Source organism: Claveliimonas monacensis, assembly GCF_014982975.1.
GTDB classification, from domain to species: domain Bacteria; phylum Bacillota; class Clostridia; order Lachnospirales; family Lachnospiraceae; genus Claveliimonas; species Claveliimonas monacensis.
The window spans coordinates 57,114-80,255 of the sequence record NZ_JADCKL010000008.1 but is presented as its reverse complement, the minus strand read 5'-3'; the positions used below and the strand labels follow the sequence as shown (position 1 = coordinate 80,255).

Here is a 23,142-nt window from a genome sequence, read left to right as displayed (position 1 = left end):
GGCGCCTTCAACTTATATATTGACACTTATATATTATATAGTATTTCTTTCCGTCAGTTCAGAGCGTCATCTCTCAGACATCCGCTCAGGTCACTGCCAGCCAGCCTCCTCACCCCCAGCCAGTAGGCCATGGCTACGGCAAGGACGATACATGCCCCGTAGACCGACACTGGCACAAACGGCGCTTCCTCAAGAAAGACAGAGAGCTCCAGGTGGCTGGCGCTGGCCATAAAGACAGTTACAGGCACTGTGATGCCTAGTCCCAGCAGAATGGGCCGCCCGGCAATGACCGCCGCTTCAATGCAGAAGATTTTTCTCATCTCCCCGCTGTCCATCCCCACAGCCAGATACCGGGCAAATTCTCTTTTTCTCTGCCGCAGAAAGCCGAATGTATTTGTGAAAATGCCTGCAAGACCGATAACTCCCAGAAGCACACAGAAAGCTCCGCCTATCATCTGCGCCCCCTGGAGCATCTGGTCATTGGTCAGCCTCTCCTGGATCCGGTTCTCGCTCTCCACCTCCAGGGAAGGGGTCAGCAGCTCTGTCACTTGTTTTTCTATCTCATCCAGAGCCTGCAGATCCGCCCCCTCCGGCCCCAGTATGCGTATAAAGGTATCTCTGTCTTTGTCCAGCGCCTGCCCGGGAAGCGTTTTCCACAAAGAGAGGGGCATAAACTGCACCAGGGCATAATCTTCATACTCCTCCCTGAGGAGCGGCGCTTCCTCTGTGTAGGAAAGGACCGGTATATCCAGCGTGGCTCCGTCCTCCCCGCCCATGGCAAGCGTTTCTTTTTCTTCATTTACAAAGGGAATATACGCCCGCTCCCGGAAACTGCTGCTGGTGCTGTCCCAGATCCGGTTCAGCACAACCGTTCCCCAGACGCCCGGCTCCGCTCCGATCTGCTGGCAGTATTCCAGAAAGCTTGCATCGTCCATGACCACCACCTGGGAGGGGATCTGCCCGTCACTTTCCGTCCCGGCAAGAACCTTGTATCCGCCGGCCTCCACCAGCCTGTCACTGAACCAGTCCTCCCCCGGCAGCACCGTACCGTCCGCCTTCTGATAGGAAATGCTGCCTCGGACTCCCGGAATTTTCCTGACCTGCTCCGACAGAGAAAAATCTGCCAGATCCGTGTCTTTCACTGTCACCATCACATCCCAGGCGTCCTGGTACCTTTCAAAATAGGTGTATCTGGTACTGATCCCGGAGAGGGTAAAAAAGCACAGCATAGCCGTAAATCCGAGGAAAGACAGCGTGAGAGACAGATTGGAGATGCGCAGAGCTTTCTTCTGCATCTTCAGGGCATTTCCCGCCAGCTCCCCCTCGATCCCGAACAGACTTCCCAGGACCCTCTGGCGGCTTTTTTTCTTCAGTTGCAGCCCCGTCGGCTCACGCAGCGCCTGGAGGGGCGTCATCCTGGAAAGTTTCCGCGCCGGCGCCCAGGCAGAACAGAGTACCGTCAGCACGGCAGATATGGCTGTAACCAGCAGCACAGCGGGGTGGTACTGGAAAACAGCTTCGTGTCTGCCCGGCACATCTGCCGCAAATCTGTTGACAGCCTCCAGAATACCGGCACAGCCCGCAGTTCCAAGCAGGATTCCTGCGAGTACAGGCAGCGCGCAGAGGGCGGCCGCCTCCTGCACAAGGCACAGCCGGATCTGTCCCGGTGTGGCTCCAATGCTGGAGAAGATGCCGAACTGGCGCACCCTGGCCTGCATGGAGATCTCAAAGGCCGTGCGGATCACCAGAACAAGAGACACACACAGGACCAGCAGCACCGCAGCAAAGAAAGGCAGAAGCAGAGGCGGCTCGCTGTCCCGGGGATCTGTAACAAAATACCTGGACAGAAGTGTCTCGTGCCAGGATACATCCGCCATATCAATCCCCAGCTTCCCGCAGATCAGAGCAGTCTCCTTGTATACGTCCCCCATATCCTCAAAGCGCAGCTCCACCACAGTCTTGTCTTCCGAAAGTCCTTCATTTATCTCAGCCCGGTCAACCCCGGAAAATCCCCGGATCAGCTCCAGATCCTCCCGGTCAAAGGATCCCGCAATGCGCACATGCCAGTCCCCCTCTTCCAAAAGGATCCTCTCCACATCATAGGCCCAGAAATTATAAAAGAGACTACAGAGCAGGGACAGAAAAAAAGCGGCCAGCAGGGCCGCCGCCATGACAGAAACCCCGGCTGATCTGTTCTGCTTCAGATATCCTTTTGAATACTCCTTCCACATGGTTCTCACCTTACCTTTCTGTCACTGACGATCTGCCCGTCTTCCAGTGTGATGATGCGCTCCGCCTCAAGGGCCAGCTTCTCATCATGGGTGACAAGAAGAATAGTCTGGTGAAAGTTTCTGTGAAAGAGATGGAAAAGATCCATGATCTCCCTGGCATTTCTCCGGTCCAGATTTCCCGTAGGCTCGTCGGCAAGAAGGAGCAGCGGCCTGGCCATGAGAGCTCTCCCGATGGCCGCTCTCTGCTGCTGCCCGCCGGAGAGCTGCCAGGGCAGCGCTTTCAGCTTTTCCTCAAGCCCGAGCATCTCCACGATCTGACGGAAATACGCGGGATCCGGCTTTCTTTTGTCAAGAAGAAGGGGCATCTGTATATTTCTTTCTACTGTCATAGAGGGTATCAGATTATAGAACTGATAGATAAGCCCTGCTTTCCTTCTCCGGTACAGGGCTGCTTCCCTGGGAGAAAGCCTGCCAATGTCCGTTCCGCCCACAAGGACTTCTCCCTCCGTGGCTTTATCCACACTCCCCAGAATGTGAAGGAGCGTGGATTTGCCCGAGCCTGACGCGCCTGCCACTGCCAGGAACTCCCCGCTCTCCACAGTCAGATCAATGCCCCGCAGGGCTTCCACCTGAGCCTCTCCCTCTCCGTATACCTTTTTTACTCCGACACATTTTACAATCTCCATAGCCGCCTCCCCTTTTTTTCTGTCTGATGGTCCATCGCCATTTTTCTTTATCATAACAGAACAAAGTGACATTCCGGTGACAGCATTTTATGGAAAAAGTTATCTAACGATGGTACAGCCGGATCTCAAAGCAGGCTCCCCCGCCGGGCCTGTTGTATGCCTCCAGGGCTCCGTTCTGTGCTTCCAGGATCTCCTTTGCCAGGTAAAGACCGATGCCGATGCCATCCCTTCCGGCCTCTTCTCCCCTGTAAAACCGTTCAAACAGATGGGGCAGATCTTTCCCGAAAAACCCTTTTCCCTCATCCCATATACGGATCCGGACATAGAGAGGATTGTCCTCCCAGTCACAGCAAACAGCGCCGCCTTCCGGGCTGTGTTCCAGACAGTTTTTCATCAGATTCATAACCGCCTCCACAGTCCAGTCCGGATCCAGCCAGGCGCAGACCAACGGCTGCTCCGGCACATGGACAGCCACCTTTTTCCTCAAGCTCAGATCCTCCAGATTTTCCGCCGCCATTTCAAGGACAGTGAACACATCCACCTCTTTTTTCTGAAACTCCAGCGCCCCTGCATCCATGCGGGACATCAGAAGCAGCGCCTCCTCCAGACGGGTGAGGCGGTCAATCTGCCGCTCCACGGAGGCCAGATACTCCAGCGTGTTCTTCTCCTTCATCCTCTGTATGCACAGAGAGATGGCCGTTACCGGCGTCTTCATCTGATGAGCTATATTTGCCAGGTTCGCGGCAAACATATTTTTTGTCTCCCGGGCCCTGTCCCTTGTCTGCTGCAGGGCTGTCACTGTCTTGTACATCTCATCCCTCAGTCCGGAAAATGCATCTTCCCGGCGCCGCCCCAGCAGCCCCTGCCGCCCGGTACCGGCCTGCTCCAGATACCGGATCAGCTCTTCCACCTGCCGGGCCATCCTCCTTCTCTCCAGAAAAAAGGCAGAAAGAAACAGCAGGCACGTAGCCAGGAAGCCCGTCCCTGCCGCTGCATACATCCTGCTGTACCCCTTGTCAAAATCATCCGCACTGTAGCCGTAACCCTGCAGGTACTCTGCCCCTGTCCTTTCACCGGCCTCACCTGCACTCTTCAGCGCATTGATCACAGCACTGCCGGACTGCGGCGACTGCTGCACCACTTCCCGGCAGACCTCTCCCAGAAGGTCAAACTGCCTTTCCGCAAAATAACTGCCCATCAGTACTGTCAGCAGTGCAGCTGCTGCCAGAAAAGCGGCCATGACAGACAGAAATACGCCTGCCTTTTCTTTTTTTACCCGCATCCTGTTCCTCCCTTATCCACTCACATTTCCATCCTGTATCCAAAGCTGCGGACTGTCCTGAAACATGCCGGGTGTCCCAGCTTTTCCCGCAAACGTTTCACAGCCACAGTCAGCGTATTGTCATTAACGTAGCTGCCGTTACTGTCCCAGACCTGCCCCAGCAGGCTCTGTCTTGTAACTGTCCTTCCTATATTCTCCATCAGGAGCAGAAGGATCTGGTATTCTGTCTGACTGACAGGTACCTTTCTGCCGCCGCTCCAGACTTCCATCCGGCTTCTGTCCAGCCGGATCTCTCCGCAGACAAGGATTTGGCCCGGGCTGCCTCCTGTTCTTCTTAACAGCGCCAGTATACGGGAATAGAGGACTTCCAGCTCAAACGGTTTGGTCATATAATCATCGGCGCCGCCTCCCAGTCCGTTCACAATATCCCGTGTATCACCGCGGACCGTAAGAAAGATAACAGGAAGTTCCCGCCATCTGGCCCGTATCCAGCGGCACAGCTCCATCCCGCTGCCGCCCGGTATGTTCCAGTCCAGAATAAGCAGGTCCGGGATCTTCTCCGCCTCAAAAACCTCTCTGACTGCCTCTGGCCTGTCGTACACCATTACCTGGCAGTCTCTCTCTTCCAGATATTCTTTTACCATGCAGGATATCTGCGCATCGTCTTCCACGTACCAGATCTTTGTCATCGCTCTCCTCCGGTTTTTTCACGCTTCCCGGCCCTTCCGCCTGCCGCATATGCATGTACGGCAAGGCCGATCGCTGTTCCCAGAAACGCCGGGCACACCCAGCCAAACCCCTGCCCGGAGAGAGGCAGGAGCTTCAGGGCAGAGGCAGTCAGACCGTCCAGATGGAGCAGCGCCCTTGTCCCCTCCGGGAGCGCTCCCAGACCGTCAAACAGGGCGGCCACGCCCGTAAGGCCCAGCGCCCACCTTAGGACAACCGGGTCGTTCCCAAACCATCTGCCCGTCAGAGTCAGCAGGACCAGCACGATGGCAAGGGGATAGAGGAACATCAGGACCGGAAGGGAGTAGGCAATAATGGCATCCAGCCCCAGGTTGGCTACCAGGAAGGAGCCCACGCAGAAGACTACCGCCCAGACGTGATAGGACGGCCCTCCCGGGAACATCTCCGCAAAGGTTTCCCCACAGCTCGTGATAAGCCCCACTGCCGTCTTCAGGCAGGCCACCGTGACGATCACCGCCAGGATAAAGGCGCCGCCACCGCCAAAGTAGCTGTCCGCGATCCGGGCCAGGGCTTCCCCGCCGTTGCTGCTCACTTCCAGCTGTCCGGTACTCTGGGTTCCCATGACAGAGACAAGGAGATAGATGACTGCCATCAGTACAGAGCTGAATATCCCTGCTTTCACCGTGCTTTTCGCCACCTCTTCCGGCTCTGTCACTCCCAGCCCTCTGATGACATCGATGACCACGATGCCAAAGGCAAGCCCCGCCAGAGCATCCATGGTATTGTAACCCTCCAGTAGTCCTGTAGAAAAGGCGCTCTCCACATAGTCTCCGGAGGGGATCGCCTCACGGACACCACCCATGGGCGCAGTCAGTGCCCGCACAACAAGGACGGCAAGAAATGCAAGAAAGAGAGGGTTCAGCACTTTCCCGATCCATGTCATGATCTGCCCCGGCCTGAGGGCAAAAAACAGGACCGCCGCAAAGAAAGTAAACGAAAACGCTGCCTGAAAAAGGAAGCTCCCCTCCCCCGCAAGTATGCCTTCCATCCCCACAGTATAGGAGACACTGGCGCATCTGGGTATGGCAAAAAATGGCCCTATCGTCAGGTAGAGCGCACAGGTGAAGAACATACCGTATCCTCTTCCCACCCGGCTCCCCAGCCCCAGAAGTCCTGTTTCCCGGCTGATGCCCAGGGCGGCCACACCCAGAAGGGGCAGGCCCACACCGGTAATGAGAAAGCCTGCCGCGGCCTGCCAGATATGGCTGCCCGCCATCTGCCCCATGGACACGGGAAAGATCAGATTCCCCGCCCCGAAAAACATGCCAAACAGCATGCTGGCTACAAATATGGTCTCTCTGAAAGTCAGTTTTTTTGTCATTTCCACGCATCTCCTGTTTTTCATCATTGTCTTTACTATAGCACACTTTCCGGCGGGAAGGAACTGCCGGGAGTGATTGACAAAACTGGTGATCATAGGCAAGAGCAGGGAGGCTTGAAAAATCAAGCCTCCCTTTTATGTTCTCTCAATTGTCTCTTCTACGTCCTCATCGCCCCGTCCACAGATAAGATCTCTCCTGTCACATAGGAGGCCATATCGCTGGCCAGGAAAAGGAAAGCATTGGCAATGTCTTCTGGCTCGCCTACCCGGCGGAGCGGGATGGCGTTGATCAGAGGATCTATCATCTCCTTGGGGAGCGCCGCCACCATGTCTGTCTTTGTAATACCCGGCGCCACAGCGTTGACCCGGATGCGGCTTGGGCCAAGCTCCCTTGCCAGGGACCAGGTAAGTCCGTTCACGGCAGATTTGCTTGTGGGGTAAGCCACGCCCGAGGGCTGTCCACAGATGCTGACCATGGAGCTGGTATTCAGGATGCATCCGCCTCCCTGCTCTTTCATGATCTTCACTGTGGGCATGATGCAGTTCATCATGGCGCTTACATTTAACTGCATCACTTTTGCAAACTGCTGCGCCGTGTAGTTGTCAATAGGTGTGCTGTCCGACATGCCGGCGTTGTTTACCAGGATATCGATCTTTCCCAATGTCTCTTTGACCTTTCCGATCTCCCAGGCCACCGCCTCGGCATCCGCCAGATCCGGCCAGGCGCCGTACACTTCCCATGCCGGGTTTTCCGCTTTCAGAGATGCCAGGGCTTTGTCAACGGTCTCCTGGCGGGAACCGAACAAGACAACCTTTGCTCCGTTTTCCAGGAACTTCTCAACCGTTGCATATCCAATTCCGCGGGTTCCTCCTGTCACAATTGCCACTTTATTTTTGAGCATACACATTCCTCCTCGTCTGATTTTTATATTATTTTCTTATTATTGTCTGTTAAATACATTTTATAATGAATATTTTTTATTTACAATAGATTTTTTATGTTATTTTAATAACACTTTTTTCCTGTCTCAGATTGGATTATACTATAATACAGAACCACCTCAGAAAGGAAATGATGACAGATGATCGATAAGATGAAGATCCGGGGCGCCCGGGTTCACAATCTGAAAAATATAGATGTAGATATCCCTCTGAACAAGATCGTGGGGATCGCCGGCGTGTCCGGCTCCGGCAAATCCTCCCTGGCCCTGGGTGTCCTCTACGCGGAAGGATCCAGGCGGTATCTGGACGCCCTTTCCACCTACACAAGGCGCAGGATGACCCAGGCGGCCAAAGCCGATGTGGATGATGTGCTCTACGTGCCGGCAGCTCTGGCCCTCCACCAGCGCCCGGCTGTCCCCGGCATCCGCAGCACCTTCGGGACCGGCAGCGAGCTTCTGAACAGCCTCCGGCTCATGTTCTCCAGGCTGGCCAGCCACCGCTGTCCTTCCTGCGGCTGCTGCCTGCAGCCTACCCTGAAGGTGGCCGCCGAGCAGGAGCTGGTCTGCCCGGACTGCGGCGCCTCCTTCTACGCTCCCTCTGCAGAAGAACTGGCTTTCAACAGCCAGGGGGCCTGCCCTTCCTGTGACGGGACCGGGATCGTCCGGACAGTGGACCGCTCTACCCTTGTACCGGACGAGACCCTCACCATCGACCAGGGCGCCGTGGCTCCCTGGAACTCCCTCATGTGGTCGCTTATGACCGACGTCTGCCGGGAGATGGGAGTGCGCACGGACGTGCCCTTCTGCCAGCTGACAGACAGGGAGAAGGACATTGTCTACAACGGGCCCGCCGAGAAAAAGCATATCCTCTACAAGGCAAAAAGCTCCAACCAGGCGGCGGAGCTTGATTTTACTTATTTTAATGCTGTGTACACCGTGGAGAACGCCCTCTCCAAGGTGAAGGACGAAAAAGGCATGAAGCGGGTGGAAAAATTCTTAAAGGAGGAGGTCTGCCCGGACTGCGGCGGGACCCGACTCTCCCAAAAAGCAAGAGCGCCCCGGCTGCGGGGCTGCTCCCTGGATGAGGTGTGCCGGATGCCGCTTGCGGATCTGGCTGGCTGGGTGTCCGGCGTCCCCGCCTCCCTGCCGGAGGAGATGCGCCCCATGGCAGAGAGTATCTGCGAGTCCTTCCACACCCCCGCCCGGCGGCTCATGGACCTGGGCCTTGGCTACCTTTCCCTGGACCGCGCTTCCTCCACCCTCTCCACCGGGGAGCGCCAGCGGATGCAGCTGGCCCGTGCTGTCCGCAACCGCACCACCGGGGTGCTCTACGTGCTGGACGAGCCCTCCATCGGCCTGCACCCCGCCAACATCGAAGGGCTGAAAGGGGTTATGCACGACCTCATAGCAGACGGCAATTCCATCGTACTGGTGGACCATGACACACAGATCCTGTCAGAGGCCGACTGGATCGTGGAGATGGGGCCGGAGGCTGGCCTGAAGGGCGGCCATGTCATCGCTCAGGGCAGTATTCCCCAGATCATGGCAGATCCCGGCTCCATGATCGGCCCCTTCCTGGCCGGCAGGACAGACGGCTTCCGGCGGGAGCAGGCTCCGGCCTCTGACATGTTCTCCCACGGCCGCATCCACCTCTCCACCGGTTCCATCCACACCGTAAAGCCGCTGGAGGCAGACATCCCAAAAGGACGGCTCACTGCTGTCACCGGCGTATCCGGCTCCGGCAAGACCACCCTCATCCTGGAGAGCCTGATCCCCGCCCTGGAGGCACAGATCAAGGGCAGAAAACTGCCGGAACACGTGCGTTCCCTGGAGGCGGATGGGATCGGACAGGTAAAACTCATCGACGCCACCCCCATCGGCATCAACATCCGCTCCACCGTAGCCACCTACGCCAATGTCCACGATGAGCTGCGGAAGACATTTGCCAGGACACCGGGCGCAAAAGAAGCCGGCTACAAGGCAGGGGACTTTTCCTACAACACAGGGAAGCTGCGCTGTCCGGTCTGCGACGGCACCGGCGTCATCAGCCTGGATGTGCAGTTCCTGCCGGATGTGGAAGTCACCTGCCCCGGATGCCGGGGCTCCCGGTACAGCAAGGAGGCCGCACAGATCCGATATGCGAACAAGGAGGGGAAGTCCTTCTCTCTGCCGGAGCTGATGGCCATGGATGTGAACACCGCGCTGGATGTCTGCTGTCATCTGAAAAACGTCAGTCAGCGTCTGCAGATCTTAAAAGACCTGGGACTGGGCTACCTGACTCTGGGCGAGGAGACCCCGGGGCTCTCCGGCGGAGAGGCCCAGCGGCTGAAACTGGCCAGCGAGATGGGCCGCCCCCAGAGGGACTCCGTCTTTGTCTTTGACGAGCCCACCATCGGCCTCCACCCTCTGGACGTGCAGACCCTCCTTCTCGTCTTCCAGACACTCATCAGCCAGGGCGCCACTATCATTGTCATTGAGCACGACCTGGACGTGATCCGCAGCGCAGACTACGTCATCGACATGGGCCCCGGCGGCGGGGAGAGCGGCGGGCGGATTGTGGCAGCCGGAACGCCGGAAGAGATTAAGGCAAGTGCGCAGAGCGTGACAGGAAGATACCTATAGACAGATAAAAGGAGCTTCTTGTTGGTACCATTTGCAGCATTCTCTTCATTGCAGATTTCCTTAAGCTGCTTTCCTGCACCGAAATGGTCATAGATGAGATTGATCTGGGATTCTGTCAGCTGTGCCATAAGCTTCAGGAGTTTTTCTATCTGCGGATCCGTGTTTTCCTCCTGATAACGGTACTGCAGATCCACGTTGTAATCATCTCTATCCAGCGCTCCACCCGAAGATGAAATCCTCAATCCTACTATCAACACTACTTAGTAGCGAGTGTTTCTTCTTTTTTTCTTTATATCCGCATATATATACTTTATATAAATATAATCTGCTGCATTTTCCTGCGGCGGCAAAGGAGGGACAGGCATTGCTTCAGATATGCAGACGGAGAGATTTCCCCTATATGCTCTCAGCGGCGCTCCTTGGAAGCGTCTTTCATTTTCTGTATGACTTTTCCGGCGAAAATCCTTTTGCCGCGCTCATTTCTCCCGTCAACGAATCTGTGTGGGAGCATTTAAAGCTCCTTTTCTTCCCCATACTGCTTTTAACTGTCATTGAGTTTCTTATCCGCCACCCCAATCCCTGTGCGCTTTTCGGCGCCAGGCTGGCCGGCATCACAGCGGGCATGACAATGATCGTTGTCCTCTACTATCTGTACACTTTTGTCCTGGGGAGGAATTTCCTTGCGGCCGATATCCTGCTCTTTCTGACAGGCGTCTGCTTTTCCTACGTCATATCCGGCCACTTATTCCGGAAATTCCGCCAGGCAGACCCCATGCTCGTCTTTCTGGGATGGCTCCTTGCAGTGCTTTTATTCTTCTCATTTACCTGCTTTCCGCCGGACATATTCCTCTTCTATCCGCCCTAAAATGTAGTGGTATAGCGTCTGTTCATTTTGGGTATGCGAATAGTCTGTCAAAGGCAGAGAATTCCTGGTTGCCCAAGAAGAATTGTCAGGGAAGCGCAGACAAAAGAGACAACAGCATGGATATGGAGACACAATAGCACACCAGTACATGTAAAAGCGGACGTAATACTTTTAAAAAGTATTACGTCCGCTTTTACAATATTATTCACCTGTGAAAAAATTCTTGATTCTTGTAAACAGGCCGTCTTTAAAGCCGCCCTCATTGACTGTACTGTCCGTGATGACATCAGATCCCAGCGCCTCATCGTTTGTTCCGCTCAGGATACCGTCATCTGACCCTACGAAGAAAGTCTTTACTGAGTTCCAGATATTAGACAGCATGCCGTCATCGCCTGTCAGATTGTCCAGTGTGTCTTTTAACGCGTTCACATCGTAGTCATACTGGGAAATCTTCTCCATCAGAGCAACCACCTGTGCTCTCTGGTCGTCTGTCAGTGTAATCTCATTTTCTTCCGCTATATTATCAACAGCCTCACCGATCTCTTCCGGCTCTGTAAGTCCCTCGTCGAGCACCTCTGTCTTGACATCCTTCATGACCTCTGTGGCTTTCTCCTGTCCCACGCTGTCAGCAAGCTCACCTGTTGTCACAAGCTCCTCCATAGCAGCTTCCTTCTGGCCCTCGTCCAGGTTCTCGCCGCTGGCCGTCTCGTAAGCCATGATAATGCCTGTCAGGGCGCCGGTTCCGGACACCTCAAAAGGACATGCCGCAATGACATTGCAGTTCTCCATGCCCGCTGTAGTCAGTGTGCTGGCGATCATGGCGCTTGTCACGAAATTCAGGTTGGCTGTCTTCACTTTGATCCCACCTGATTCTGTGGGCTCTACATAGGCACAGCTGTTTGTGGTAGGTCCGATCTGTTCATCTGTGGCAATGCCTTCCATATACTGCACCTCGTCGGCGTGGGTGACAACAATGGTCTCCACCTCCTCCGGGGTAGTTCCAAAATACTCGTACATGGAAGCCCGCTGCTCCTCATTCAGGTTCTCGCCAAGTGTAACTACCTTTCCGCTGTCAGTATTTCCCTCATCTGTGTCTTCCTCTTCTTCTGCTGCATCTGTATTCTCATCTGCAGCGTCCTCTGTCTGCTGCCCGTCGTCTGTCTCTGTGCCGTCTGTTGTTTCTGTTCCATCTACGGTCCCGGATGTATCCGTGCTGCCGCCCTGCTGTGTTCCATCAGCCGCAGTTCCGCTGTCGCCGTTGCCTGTACCGGTCTGAGCGCCTGTTGCCCCAGAAGTGCCGGAGGCCGCGCCTGTACTGTCTGTTCCGGATGTTCCTGTCTCTGTACTCCCCGCATCCTGTACAGTATCTCCTGTCTCCGAGGCAGATACTGCCATAGGCATGCCGGCTGTCACCATTACCGCCGCCATCAGAAGCGGCAAAACTTTTTTCATCTTCATACTCTTGCGGTTTTAAAACCTTGTCTCCCTTTTTAATTATTTTCTGGCCGATGCAGCGCCATCACACGGCGGCGCTACCTTTCACCGTACCCAATATAACACATTCCGGCCGGATTGTACACGAAACTTTTCTTAAAAATGGATGAAGAATAAAGAAAGGAACCGCCCTGTCAGAGCAGTTCCTTCATTCTCTTCTCCAGTATTTTTTCTCCCACCACGCCTTTCATAGAGGCTTTTACCTCGCCTTTTTTCACAAACAGAAAGGTGGGCACGATGTCCGCCCCATATGATGCTGCAAGGTGGGGCGTCTCCGACAATTCCGCCTCACAAAACTTGATCTTTCCTCTGTATTTTTGTTCCAGCTCCTCCACAACAGGTCTTGTCATGGAACATTTCGGACACCATTTTTCGTAAAACATGACAACTACAGCCCCTGTTTCTTTCAGGACTTCTATATCAAAATTCTCCTCTGTCAGGTGATACATCAGGACATCCTTTCCGCTCTCCCGGGTCAGCATCTGGGATTGAGTATGCGGTACACTTCATGCATAGATCTGTGAAAGCAGTCAACAAAGCAGTTCTTCCTTCTGAGCCGGTACATCACACAGCTCCACCTGGATACTCCTCCCGGTCTTCTCCTTCCCATATGCCAGTCTCCTTCGCAAGATCTTCTCTCTATATACTATGCAGAAAGGTTCCTTATCTTCACCTGCCCGCGATCATCTTGCAGATCGGATTGCCCTTTGCCGAAAATTTTTTCTCATACTCCGTCATCACATTTCCCTGGTTCATGGCCGGATCTGCGTGGAGATCCCAGGTGCTCATAAGCACTCTCCATCCTGCTTCATCCGCCTGCTCCAGAGAAAACTGGAACAGATCCTGGTTGTCGGTCTTGAATTCCACCTGGCCCTCCGGCGCCAGCACCTGGTCGTATCTGGCAAAAAATTCTTTTGATGTGAGCCGCCTTCTTGCATGCCTCTTCTTGGGCCACGGATCAGAAAAGTTCAGGTAGATCCCTTTGACTTCCCCTTTTTCAAACACCTCCCCGATCTCTGCCGCATCCATGCAGATAAACCGTATATTTTCCAGGAGACGGGCGCCCCCCTCCTGCTCGCTTTTCTTTTCCTCTTCCAACTTATCCAGCCTCTCCACTGCCCGCAGAAGGACGCTGGAATATCTCTCAATGCCAATGTAATTCCTCTCGGGATGCCGGGCCGCCATCTCGGTGAGGAACTGCCCTTTTCCCATTCCGATCTCTATATAAACGGGATGTTCATTTCCAAAGACAGCCTTCCACTGCCCCTTGTGCTCCTTCTCGTTTTTAATCACCTTGTCGTGGGCTTCCAGTACACCCTCTGCTCTGGGTATATTTCTCAGACGCATTCCTGTGTCTCCTTTCCTTTTCTCCTGCATAAAATACAGGCGGAAGGGATATTCCCTCCGCCCGTAAATCTTATCACAACTTTCTTTAAAATTCAAAGATTGCCACTCCATAGGGAGGCAGCTTGTAGGCAAACGAGTACGGTCGCCCGTCACACTCAGACTTCACAGCCTTATAGATCTTCGGCCTGACTTCGCCCTTTCCGCCATACTGCAGGTCGTCGCTGTTCATAACCAGCTTGTACTGCTTTCTTCTGGGAACGCCCACGCGATAGTCATCTCTGGCCATGGGCGTGAAATTGATGACAAAGAGAAGGTTTTTCTTCCCCCCCTTTGCATGGCGCATAAAACTGTAAATGCTCCTGTCCCTGTCGTCCGCATTGATCCACTCAAATCCTTCCCAGGTGTCATCCTGGTCGTACAGGGCTCTGTTTTTCTTGTACAGGTGGAGCAGATCACGCATCCAGTTCTGAACAGCCTGATGCTCCGGCTCCGCGAGGAGGAACCAGTCAATTTCCCTCTTCTCGCTCCACTCTCTCAGCTGGGCGAACTCCTGGCCCATGAAGAGCAGCTTCTTCCCGGCATGTCCCATCATAAACGCATATCCCGCCTTCAGGTTGGCGTATTTATCAAATCCAAGTCCGGGCATCTTGTTGAGCATAGAACACTTCAGATGCACCACCTCATCGTGGGACAGCACAAGGATATATTTCTCACTGTAGGCGTAGCTCATTGCAAACGTCATCAGATTGTGAGCCCCCTTGCGGAAGTAGGGATCAAGTTTCATATATTCAGTAAAGTCATGCATCCAACCCATATTCCACTTCAGGCTGAAGCCCAGTCCATCGTCCTCCACATCTCCCGTCACTTTCGGCCAGGCCGTGGACTCCTCTGCAATCATCACTGCCCCGGGATTCCTTCCCAAAACAACCGAGTTCAGATGTTTGAAAAACCCTATAGCCTCCAGGTTCTTGTTGCCACCGTACTTGTTGGCGACCCACTGTCCGTCCTGCTTTCCGTAATCCAGATAAAGCATGGAAGCCACCGCATCCACGCGAAGCCCGTCCACATGATAATTTTCAATCCAGAACAGGGCATTTGAAATCAGGAAATTCTGCACTTCATTCTTGCCGTAGTCAAAAATCTTCGTCCCCCAGTCCGGATGTTCCCCTTTTCTCGGGTCCGCATACTCAAAAGTAGGCGTCCCGTCAAAGTCGGCAAGTCCGTGAGCATCTCTCGGGAAATGGGCGGGAACCCAGTCCAGGATCACGCCGATCTTATTCCTGTGCAGGTAATTGATCATCCAGGCAAAATCCTCCGGCGTTCCATACCTGGATGTGGGGGCAAAGTACCCTGTCACCTGGTATCCCCAGGAACCATCAAAAGGATGTTCTGCGATCCCCATGATCTCAATATGGGTATACCCCATATATTTGATGTATTTTACAATCTCCCTGGCGAATTCGCGGTAGTTGTAAAACCCATCTTCATCGTCCTCTGTCAGCGGGTGTTTCTTCCAGGATCCGATGTGTACTTCGTAGATCGACATGGGCTCTTTTGTGTAGTCCCACGATCTGCGGTTTTCCATCCAGTCGCCGTCAGACCAGCTGATCCGGGACAGATCCACCACTCTGGATGCAGTTCCCGGGCGCTTTTCTGCATAATTTGCAAAAGGATCTGCTTTCAGGATATATTCCCCTTTGTAGGTCTTAATGCAGTACTTGTACAATGACATCTCCGGAAGGTCCGGCACAAAGCAGGTGTAAATCCCCAGCGGCTCTCCCCTATCCATAGGATTCGCCTCTCTGTCCCAGTTATTGAAATCACCTACCACAGAGACAGACTCGGCGTGGGGAGCCCAGACAGCAAAATAGACACCCTCCTGATCTTTGTCCTTCACACGGTGGGCGCCGAGCTTTCTGTATATCTCATAATGGTTCCCCTGCCCGAACAGATAATGGTCAAGTTCCCCTATCTCATAAGGTTTTATGTTCTTCTTTACTGCCATGATTTCACCCTCTCATGTTCAATTTCTAATACATCTATTATACTTTATCACCCCACAAAAAGAAAGAGTTTTGAACAATCATTTTTGTCAAAACTCTTTCTTTTTTATACATTTTATACAGTTTTTAGATCCTAAAATCGTCTTCCTTCAGGATTATCCGATCGGATTCGTCCGTTCCTTTGCGGAACATTCTCCGGGCCAGATGTTTCACATTTGCCTTCTGGGAATGTTCGATGGCCGCATCCATGATCTCCTTTACCTCTGCCACAGACACTGCGTGATCTTCTCTCTGCATCACATCAATCCGGCTGTACAGCGCCAGGATTCCCATCTCATCCAGCTTATATCCATTCTCCTTGGCATATGTCTGCCCGAATGTAACCAGCTCATCGTTGATAAATACAGGAAGCTCCAGCCTGGATGTAAATTTCTTCTTAAACTCCGGATTGGCTGTAAAGAGTCTCTCCAGCGCCTTCTTCTGGTCCTCCAGCACAAACAGCAGCTCTCCGGTCTTCTTCTCCATCAGGATGTTCAGCTCCCGGACTGTCCTTGCATTGAGTTTTCCTGCCTTCTCAATGATGATGGCGCCGCCTCTGAGCTTCTGGATGATATTCGGGATATCTTTCTTGTTCAGCGACTCGCCTGTCACAATGGCCACCTTGCCCTGCTTCAGGTTCCTCTGCTTCTGGATAGCCTTTACCATATCCACAGCAAGGACCGTCTTGCCGGATCCTTTATGTCCGATGACCAGGATATTGCCGGTGCGGGATGTGCCGTTCCTGCGCTCTCTGCGGTCATTGTCCAGCACTTCCACAATCTGCTCGCTCATGCCCCGGACAGGAACGAAATAGGAGAAGAGCTGCTTCTGCTCCTCAGTAAGTCCCGCCTTCAGGCCGATCTCACTGGTGGCGCTCAGGTCATAGCGCCCTGTCACCACAAACCCGGTGTCAAAAGGCACGCCGCCTTTCCCTTTCTGGATCCGTCTCTGGATCTCCTCCTCCGTAGGCTCTTCGATGACAAGCTCCTCTGTCTTTCTGGCCTGTCTGGCAGCCTCTTTCTCTGCCTTCTTCTGTGCGCGCTTCTCTTTTCTTGTCAGCTTAGGCTCGGGCTCTTCCGGGATCTCTTCCTCTTCCTCATCAAAGAAATCGTCCTCGTAGTCTTCTTCGTCTATATCATCATAGTCTTCATAGTCATCTACAAGGTCATCCTCATCGTAGTCTTCTTCCTCATAGCCGTCCTCATCGAAGCTGTCCTCGTCGAAGCCATCCTCGTCATAGTCTTCCTCATCAAAGCTGTCTTCCTCGTAGTCTTCCCCGTCTTTGAAATCGGACGCCTCGTAGTCATCTTCATCCTCAAAGTCCGCTTCTTCGTAGTCGTACTCATCCTCCAGATCAGCTTCCTCATAGGACTCTTCTGCAAAAGCAGCCTGGAATTCATCGTCAAAGTCTGTGGCTTCGTCCTTTTTGCCGGACTGCTTCTCCTCTGTCTCCAGCTCTTCCATAAGCTGTCTCAGGTCTGCAGTCATGCCAGTAGCCAGAGTTTCCTCTTTCTCTTCCGGCTCCTCCTCTGCCGCAGGCTCCTCATAGTCATCTTCCTCATATGCATCTTCTTCCGGGGCCTCCTCGTAGTCGGCCTCCTCATATGCATCTTCTTCCGGGGCCTCCTCGTAGTCAGCCTCCTCATATGCATCTTCTTCCGGAACTTCCTCGTAGTCGGCTTCTTCTGTTACGGCAGCTTCTTCTGTCAGCTCTGCCTCAACAATTTCTTCCTCTGCTGCAGGCTCTTCTGCCTCTTCCTCAGGAGCAGATGCATTCTTTACTGCTTCCTTCAGTTCTGCAGTCACCTGACCGGAAGCGATGCGATCCAAAAGCGCCTCCTCTTCTTCGGCCTTTTGGCGGGCAAGGCGTTTTTCCTCATCAGCCCGCTGCTTTGCAAGAAGTCTCTCCTGCTCCGCCTGCTCTTCTGCCAGCCTTCTGGCCTCCTCGGCAGCTTTCTGCTCTGCGATCCTTCTGGCCTCCTCGGCAGCTCGCTGCTGTTCTTCTATCCTTCTTGCCTCCTCCTCACGGCGGCGCTGAGCCTCCCGCTTCCTCTCGGCAAGTTTCTCTTCATCCCGCTTTTTCTGGGCCTCAATGGCCTCGGCATTGTCCTTCTGTTTTGCCTCCCAGGCTGCCAGGATCTCCTCGATCTTCATCTGGCCTGTGATGCGCATATCTTCATCCCGCTTGGGGCTTGCTTTCTTCTCAATATCCTCGATGTCAATACCGCTGGCAACCTTAACGCCGTTGGCCAGCGCCTCCGCCAGCGTAGCACCCTTGACGGTTTTGCGGATGGGGGATTCTTCTTTGACCTTCTTCTGGCTCCTGTCAGGATCTTCCGGTTCACGAGCCGTCTCTTCCACAGCCGCACCAGCCGCGGCAGCCTGCTCTCTGGCAGCCCGGAGCTCATCCAGACGGATCTCCCTTGTCTCAGCGTCAATGGTACCGGAAGTCTCCGGAGCTCTCTGCTCAAAAGTTTCCTGCACCTCTTCCGCCATGGCTGTCTCTTCCGCCTCCTCTGCGGTGTCTTCGGCCTCCTCCTCTTCAAGGACTTCATCCTCTGCCGCAGCGTCTCTGCGGGAGACATGGGAAGATACGCCCCGCATGCTGTCGTACTTCTCCTGCTGAAGCGGAGTCAGGGGCTTATATTTCATCTTCAGTTCCATGGCCTGATAGACATATTTCCCTTCACTGAACCAGAGGATCAGGTCATCACACTCCTCCAGGCACTCGGCAGTCATACCGGCCTCATGGTAAAGTTTTGCCAGCTCATAGGCCCATTTCTCTACATACTCTGCCTTCTTGAAATCTTCAAGAGCCTCGATCTGCTCAGACAGAGGGGCTCGGCGGGCCTTCAGTATTTTATATTTTAAGATGAACTGATTGGGATCTTTCGGAGCCAGTCTCACAAACTCTTCATAGCAGTCCGAAGCCTCATCTGTGTCATTGATCTTCAAAGCAAGTGTTCCCAGCCTGTACACGGTCTTCCTGCTCCCCGGAGCCCTGTCGTAGGCCATGAACAATACATCCCTGCTCTTCTGATACTCCCCGTTATATTCATAAATCTCACTCACATTATTGAGCATGGATGCATTTTTTACGCGGCGCCAGTCGATCGTGTCAGCGATCTCCATGGCTTTCTTGTACTGCTTTTTTTCCATGTATTCAAGCATCTGCTCTGTTTTAACCCGATATTCATATTTATCCAATATTCTCACCTCAACAAATATGTTTCTATATAGCAATGTATATATTTTAACTCTTTTAGTGTATCATACAGGGTAGTCAATGTCAAAATATATCACAAAAATAGCCACTACGATCCTTTTATTGGTCATAGTGGCTATCTTTTATGAAATTTTATCATTTTTTATATTATCTCGGAGGATGAATGTCGATGATCAGGTTCCCAGCCTTTGCTCTTTCCCTTCGAACATTTATAACTCAAAGTTCGGATCAAGATCTCCAAAATCACTTATTTATATCGCCCTCATAATCACCTGTATAAAATATATCCTCAGTTATTATAATATCTATAGCCGTTGCTGTTACAGCCTCATCCCTTATTACGATAACTATGTCTGTAACCATATTGAGCTATTCCTTCTATAACTTATATTTTATACAGCTCCCTGATATAAATTCCGATATATTATTCGATGCTTCTTCACACATCTTCTAATATCTTTGAACTATATGTGGTATCTGTTCCGATATGTCTGCAGCTCTATCGATTATCTTTTATACCGATATATTGTACACTCCGATCATTTTCCTTATAAAACTTTATCGGTCCTTCTATCATAAAGGCTTATTCTTTGGGAACTGTCTGCTGCCATACCACTGACATATGGAAAATGAAATTCTGAATTGTCCAATGGATTAAGCCTCCTTCCGTTTGATTTCCCTGTAAATACTATATATCTCACCGACATATGAAATACATAATATTTATGCTTTGAGATCTTTCCTTTTTCATTTAAAACTTCCTTTCTCGTCAGAAGTTTTATTTTGGATTAGATCTCTTTTTGGATTGACTATATGATAGCACCTGCGCTTTTATTTGTCAACGCTATTTATTCTTTTTCTTTAAATTAATTTATAATTTTCTAATTGTATTAAATATTTCTGATAATTAGATCTTTTCCTCTCCCCGGATTGTTAACTAATCACAAAAATAAAGTTGACAATTTCCTCATTTTTATTATATACTTCAATCAGTTTTTATCACAGCGCTGCCCCCTGCAGCGCCATGGAAGGAGGATCACATACCATGTCTTCAACCAACAATCAGGCGTCGTCCGCCTCCCGGCTCTCCACACAGAGCCTGGTCCTTACCGCTCTTATGACCGCTGTCACCTGCATACTGGCTCCCATGTCCATTCCGATTCCCTTCAGCCCTGTCCCTCTGACCCTGACGAATTTCGTGCTGGAGATCTCCATCTTCCTGTTGGGATGGAAAAAGGCTACAGCCAGCTTTATCATCTATCTTCTGCTGGGACTGTGCGGGCTTCCTGTCTTTTCCGGATTTTCCGGCGGCGTCGGAAAGTTTGCAGGCCCAACCGGCGGATATCTGATCGGGTTCATCTTCCTGACTGTGATCGGCGGGCTCTTTGCCGAGCATTTCCACTGGAAGCGGAGCGCCTGTACAGTGGGCATGGTGCTGGGCATGGCGGTGACCTACGCCTTTGGCACAGCCTGGCTCTGTCTCCAGCTGAACTTAAGCTTCACAGCAGGGCTGTTCACCGGTGTCATCCCCTATCTCCCCGGAGACGCTGTCAAGATCGCCCTTGCAGTGGCATTTGGGCCTGTCCTGAAAAAGAGAGTGCGCTGATCTTTGATCCGCGCACTCTCTTTTTGTCTGTTTCTCTACAGGATGATGTCATCTATTTTCTTATAGTCATCCATCTCATATGCCTCTATAATATTTCCCTTGACTACATAGAGTACATTTTCTATGTACAGGCCCCTGGACACTCTCTGGCCATCCCCGTTGATCTGTTCCTCCATCAGGCAGGTAAAGCCTTGCTCCGGGTCATAGGAGAACACAAAGTACTTTTCCTGCGCTCCCTTGTACGCGGAAAATCCGATCACATTCCTCTCCGGGTCAATGAGAACCGCCTTGTAGTCATAGAACACGTCTGCGCTGTAGACATTTTCCAGGACCAGCGTGTACTCTTCTTTCACATCCGATGGGTCGCTGATGTTGAACATACTCAGCTTCACGCCCCCTGTAACTCCTGTCTCTTCATCCGCATCCATGCCAATGCCAAGGAGAAGCCCCTCCCCGTATGGATGCAGGTACTCAGAGAAGCCGGGGATCTTCAGCTCACCCAGTATTTCTGGATTTTCCGGGTCAGACAGATCCACGGAAAAGAGGGGATCTGTATTTCTGAACGTGACAAAATACCCTGTGTCTCCCATCAGCCTGGCGGAGTAGACCTGCTCTTCTTTTGCCAGATTGTTGATGCGCCCTATTTCCTTCAGATCCGGGTCCAGTATATAAAGTCCGTTGCCATTTCTGTCTGTGGTCACCACCCGCAGATTCCCCTCATACTCGTCTATGGAAAAGGAGTCGTCTATGGTGCCCGGCACAGTGCCCTTGCCCACTGCCTCCAGCTTGCCCTCCCCGTATGAAATTTTGTGGATCACAGTGCCCTTCTCCAGTCTCAGTCCTGCGTCCCAGGAAGTGATTTCATACCAGTAAATATTTTCATTGCTCACGTAGAGTTCTCCGTACCCTGCAAACAGGGCCTTGCTGTCGGCGATCTGATCCGGCGCCTTTATATCTGTAGATGTCATGACCAGGTACTGTGAAGGACTCTCTGTCTCCGGAAGGTAAATGGAGCCCTCACCTATGAGACTCCCCCCTGCCCGGGGAATGTAGTCCTCCCTCTGTTCCTGCCCGGCAAGCATATTCGGAGAAAATGAAGTAAACACATAGAGATAATCATCCACCATGCGGGAAGACTGATATGTCCCGCTCTGGGTCACTTCCCCCACCTTCCTGGGCTGCCCTTTGTCAGAGATATCATAGGTGACAAGAGCTGTTCCGCTGCTTACGCTGTAATAGTCTATTTCCGGGTAAGCCACGTCCCCGCCGGTCTCCTCCTCATCCAGCGCACGATCGTCCACCGCATCGGTGAGGAGCATGAGTCTGCCGTCTGCCACATAGAACTCCAGGATCTGTCCGTCCTCGCTGATGACCCCAGCCTCTTTCATCCCCCCCTCTGTATCTACGATCGTGATCTCTCCATCACCACTGAGCGTGTAGAGATATCGTCCGTCCGTCTTCACTATATCGCCCTCGCCCACGCCCTCCTGACGGATGTTGGTATCCGAATAACTGCCGGCGTAAGACGATGTCCCGCTGTCAGCTCCGGTCGCGGCGCTCTCTGTCACGTAAGGGGCGGCAGAGCCAGAAGCCACATCTCCCGCTGCTGCGTCCCGGGACTCCGCCTGAAATCCGCGAATCCCGCCTGACTCATCCACTTCGTGGTTTTCCTGATACTCCTCCAGATACGCATAGATATCATCATAGCTCTTAGCTGCCACCAGTTCCCCGACCTCTGTCTCTTTCGTCTCCTCGTCTGCGCCGCCGGATTCGTCTGGCAGAGCAAAGAAATCACCCACAGGATCTGCGCTGCCTTCCCGGACGCTCAGGGTGTAGGCCGCTCCCGCCAGGCACACCGCCGCCAGCCCTGCCGCCAGAGCCGCGATCTGACGGCCCTGGATGGAACGCCGAAATCCCCGGGAGTTTCCTTTGCTCTCCTTCTTTTCTCTTTCCCGCCTTTCAAGCATCTCCTTCACACGCTCAGGCTCCAGCGCCTCTGGTACCTGGAGTTCTTCTGAAGCAGACCGTATCTTTTCAAGCATTTCCTGTTCTTTCTTTTCCATGCAGATCTCTCCTTTCCTACTCCTTCAGTATGAGGCTCATTTTGGCCAGAGCCCTGCTCATTTTTGACCGCACTGTGGAAGGGCTCTTCTTAAGAGCCTCCCCGATCTCTTCACTTGTGTAGCCGCCGAACACAGACAGCCCCACAATGATCTGTTCTTCTTCAGTCAGGATGGCAAAGGCATTTCTCACGTCCACCGCCTTCTCCCATTCCGGGGCAGCCGCGTCTTCCTCTGTAAAGAAAGACAGCTCTGCCTTTTTCTGCTCCCTTTCCTGCCGCCGCCATTTTGTTCTGCATGTATTGGCCAGGATCGTAAAGATCCAGCTTTTGAACGCTTCCTCGCTGCGCAGGGTACCAATGCTCTCATAGGCCTTCACCACCGCCTCACTGACGGCATCCTCCGCGTCGTGGGAACTCTTCATCATGCAGAGTGCGAAACGGTACATATCCATATATACGGTACTGTACATGGCGGCAAAGCCTTCCGCATCACACTTCATACTATTTCCTCCCTCGTATCAGCCTGTCTGCCTCTTTTATATATAAGATGCTTTCCAGAGCTATTTTGTTGCATGAAAAATATATTTACAGAAAATATTTTGTCTTCCGTTCTCTCTTCCTGTATAAAAACAGCCCCGGCCAGATCTTTTTGTCTGACACGGAGCTGTCT

17 protein-coding genes are annotated in these 23,142 nt (G+C 52.8%); 3 read left to right on the top strand and 14 right to left on the bottom strand.

The features are described from left to right. Nucleotides 1-53: 53 nt before the first annotated feature. The 6 genes from INF30_RS10425 to INF30_RS10400 form a co-directional block, all read right to left on the bottom strand. A complete protein-coding gene (locus INF30_RS10425; protein WP_226395144.1) occupies nt 54-2,231 on the bottom strand; it encodes an ABC transporter permease in 2,178 nt (725 codons plus the stop codon). A gap of 5 nt (nt 2,232-2,236) precedes the next feature. Next, on the bottom strand, nt 2,237-2,917 hold the full coding sequence (locus INF30_RS10420) for an ABC transporter ATP-binding protein (protein WP_226395143.1): 681 nt from the start codon (nt 2,915-2,917) through the stop codon (nt 2,237-2,239). A 103-nt stretch (nt 2,918-3,020) separates the two neighbouring features. Next, nucleotides 3,021-4,199, bottom strand: a complete 1,179-nt coding sequence (locus INF30_RS10415) for a sensor histidine kinase (protein WP_226395142.1) — start codon at nt 4,197-4,199, stop codon at nt 3,021-3,023. 20 nt (nt 4,200-4,219) lie between these two features. Beyond that, nucleotides 4,220-4,888 (bottom strand): response regulator transcription factor, encoded by a 669-nt coding sequence (locus INF30_RS10410; protein WP_226395141.1) that lies wholly within the window; start codon nt 4,886-4,888, stop codon nt 4,220-4,222. After that, a complete protein-coding gene (gene brnQ, locus INF30_RS10405; protein ID WP_226395140.1) occupies nt 4,885-6,267 on the bottom strand; it encodes a branched-chain amino acid transport system II carrier protein in 1,383 nt (460 codons plus the stop codon). Before brnQ ends, INF30_RS10410 begins: the two co-directional genes overlap by 4 nt. Before the next feature lie 158 nt (nt 6,268-6,425). After that, the gene (locus INF30_RS10400; RefSeq protein ID WP_330601308.1) at nt 6,426-7,169 is read right to left on the bottom strand and encodes an SDR family NAD(P)-dependent oxidoreductase; all 744 of its coding nucleotides are present in this window, start codon (nt 7,167-7,169) and stop codon (nt 6,426-6,428) included. A 180-nt stretch (nt 7,170-7,349) separates the two neighbouring features. Between INF30_RS10400 and INF30_RS10395 the strand changes: the two genes are divergently transcribed. Together INF30_RS10395 and INF30_RS10390 are read left to right on the top strand one after the other, a co-directional pair. Then, a complete protein-coding gene (locus INF30_RS10395) occupies nt 7,350-9,830 on the top strand; it encodes an excinuclease ABC subunit UvrA (RefSeq protein ID WP_226395138.1) in 2,481 nt (826 codons plus the stop codon). Nucleotides 9,831-10,194: 364 nt separating this feature from the next. After that, the gene (locus INF30_RS10390) at nt 10,195-10,695 is read left to right on the top strand and encodes a DUF6512 family protein (RefSeq protein ID WP_083582580.1); all 501 of its coding nucleotides are present in this window, start codon (nt 10,195-10,197) and stop codon (nt 10,693-10,695) included. Nucleotides 10,696-10,896: 201 nt separating this feature from the next. Here INF30_RS10390 and INF30_RS10385 read toward each other — a convergent pair whose 3' ends face one another. The 6 genes from INF30_RS10385 to INF30_RS10365 all read right to left on the bottom strand — a co-directional run bounded on the left by INF30_RS10385 (nt 10,897) and on the right by INF30_RS10365 (nt 18,737). Continuing rightward, on the bottom strand, nt 10,897-12,147 hold the full coding sequence (locus INF30_RS10385) for a DUF1002 domain-containing protein (RefSeq protein ID WP_226395137.1): 1,251 nt from the start codon (nt 12,145-12,147) through the stop codon (nt 10,897-10,899). Between the two features lie 176 nt (nt 12,148-12,323). Continuing rightward, nucleotides 12,324-12,638, bottom strand: coding sequence for a thioredoxin family protein (locus INF30_RS10380; protein ID WP_076781091.1), 315 nt, complete (start codon nt 12,636-12,638; stop codon nt 12,324-12,326). Nucleotides 12,639-12,664: 26 nt separating this feature from the next. Beyond that, on the bottom strand, nt 12,665-12,799 hold the full coding sequence (locus INF30_RS14650; protein WP_264176908.1) for a hypothetical protein: 135 nt from the start codon (nt 12,797-12,799) through the stop codon (nt 12,665-12,667). Nucleotides 12,800-12,858: 59 nt separating this feature from the next. Next, nucleotides 12,859-13,536 carry a tRNA (guanosine(46)-N7)-methyltransferase TrmB gene (trmB, locus tag INF30_RS10375; protein ID WP_226395136.1) on the bottom strand — a complete coding sequence of 226 codons (678 nt, stop codon included), beginning with the start codon at nt 13,534-13,536 and terminating at the stop codon, nt 12,859-12,861. An 85-nt stretch (nt 13,537-13,621) separates the two neighbouring features. Continuing rightward, nucleotides 13,622-15,541, bottom strand: coding sequence for a 1,4-alpha-glucan branching protein GlgB (gene glgB / locus INF30_RS10370; RefSeq protein WP_226395135.1), 1,920 nt, complete (start codon nt 15,539-15,541; stop codon nt 13,622-13,624). 124 nt (nt 15,542-15,665) lie between these two features. Beyond that, nucleotides 15,666-18,737 carry a hypothetical protein gene (locus INF30_RS10365; protein WP_226395134.1) on the bottom strand — a complete coding sequence of 1,024 codons (3,072 nt, stop codon included), beginning with the start codon at nt 18,735-18,737 and terminating at the stop codon, nt 15,666-15,668. Between the two features lie 1,112 nt (nt 18,738-19,849). On the opposite strand from INF30_RS10365, the gene INF30_RS10360 reads away from it, so the two are divergent. After that, nucleotides 19,850-20,410 (top strand): biotin transporter BioY, encoded by a 561-nt coding sequence (locus INF30_RS10360; RefSeq protein ID WP_076779666.1) that lies wholly within the window; start codon nt 19,850-19,852, stop codon nt 20,408-20,410. Between the two features lie 35 nt (nt 20,411-20,445). On the opposite strand, the gene INF30_RS10355 is transcribed toward INF30_RS10360, so the two are convergent. Further along, nucleotides 20,446-22,473: a beta-propeller domain-containing protein gene (locus INF30_RS10355; protein ID WP_226395133.1), complete on the bottom strand. Its 2,028-nt coding sequence runs from the start codon at nt 22,471-22,473 to the stop codon at nt 20,446-20,448. A gap of 16 nt (nt 22,474-22,489) precedes the next feature. After that, nucleotides 22,490-22,972, bottom strand: a complete 483-nt coding sequence (locus tag INF30_RS10350) for an RNA polymerase sigma factor (protein WP_076779670.1) — start codon at nt 22,970-22,972, stop codon at nt 22,490-22,492. Nucleotides 22,973-23,142: the final 170 nt, after the last annotated feature.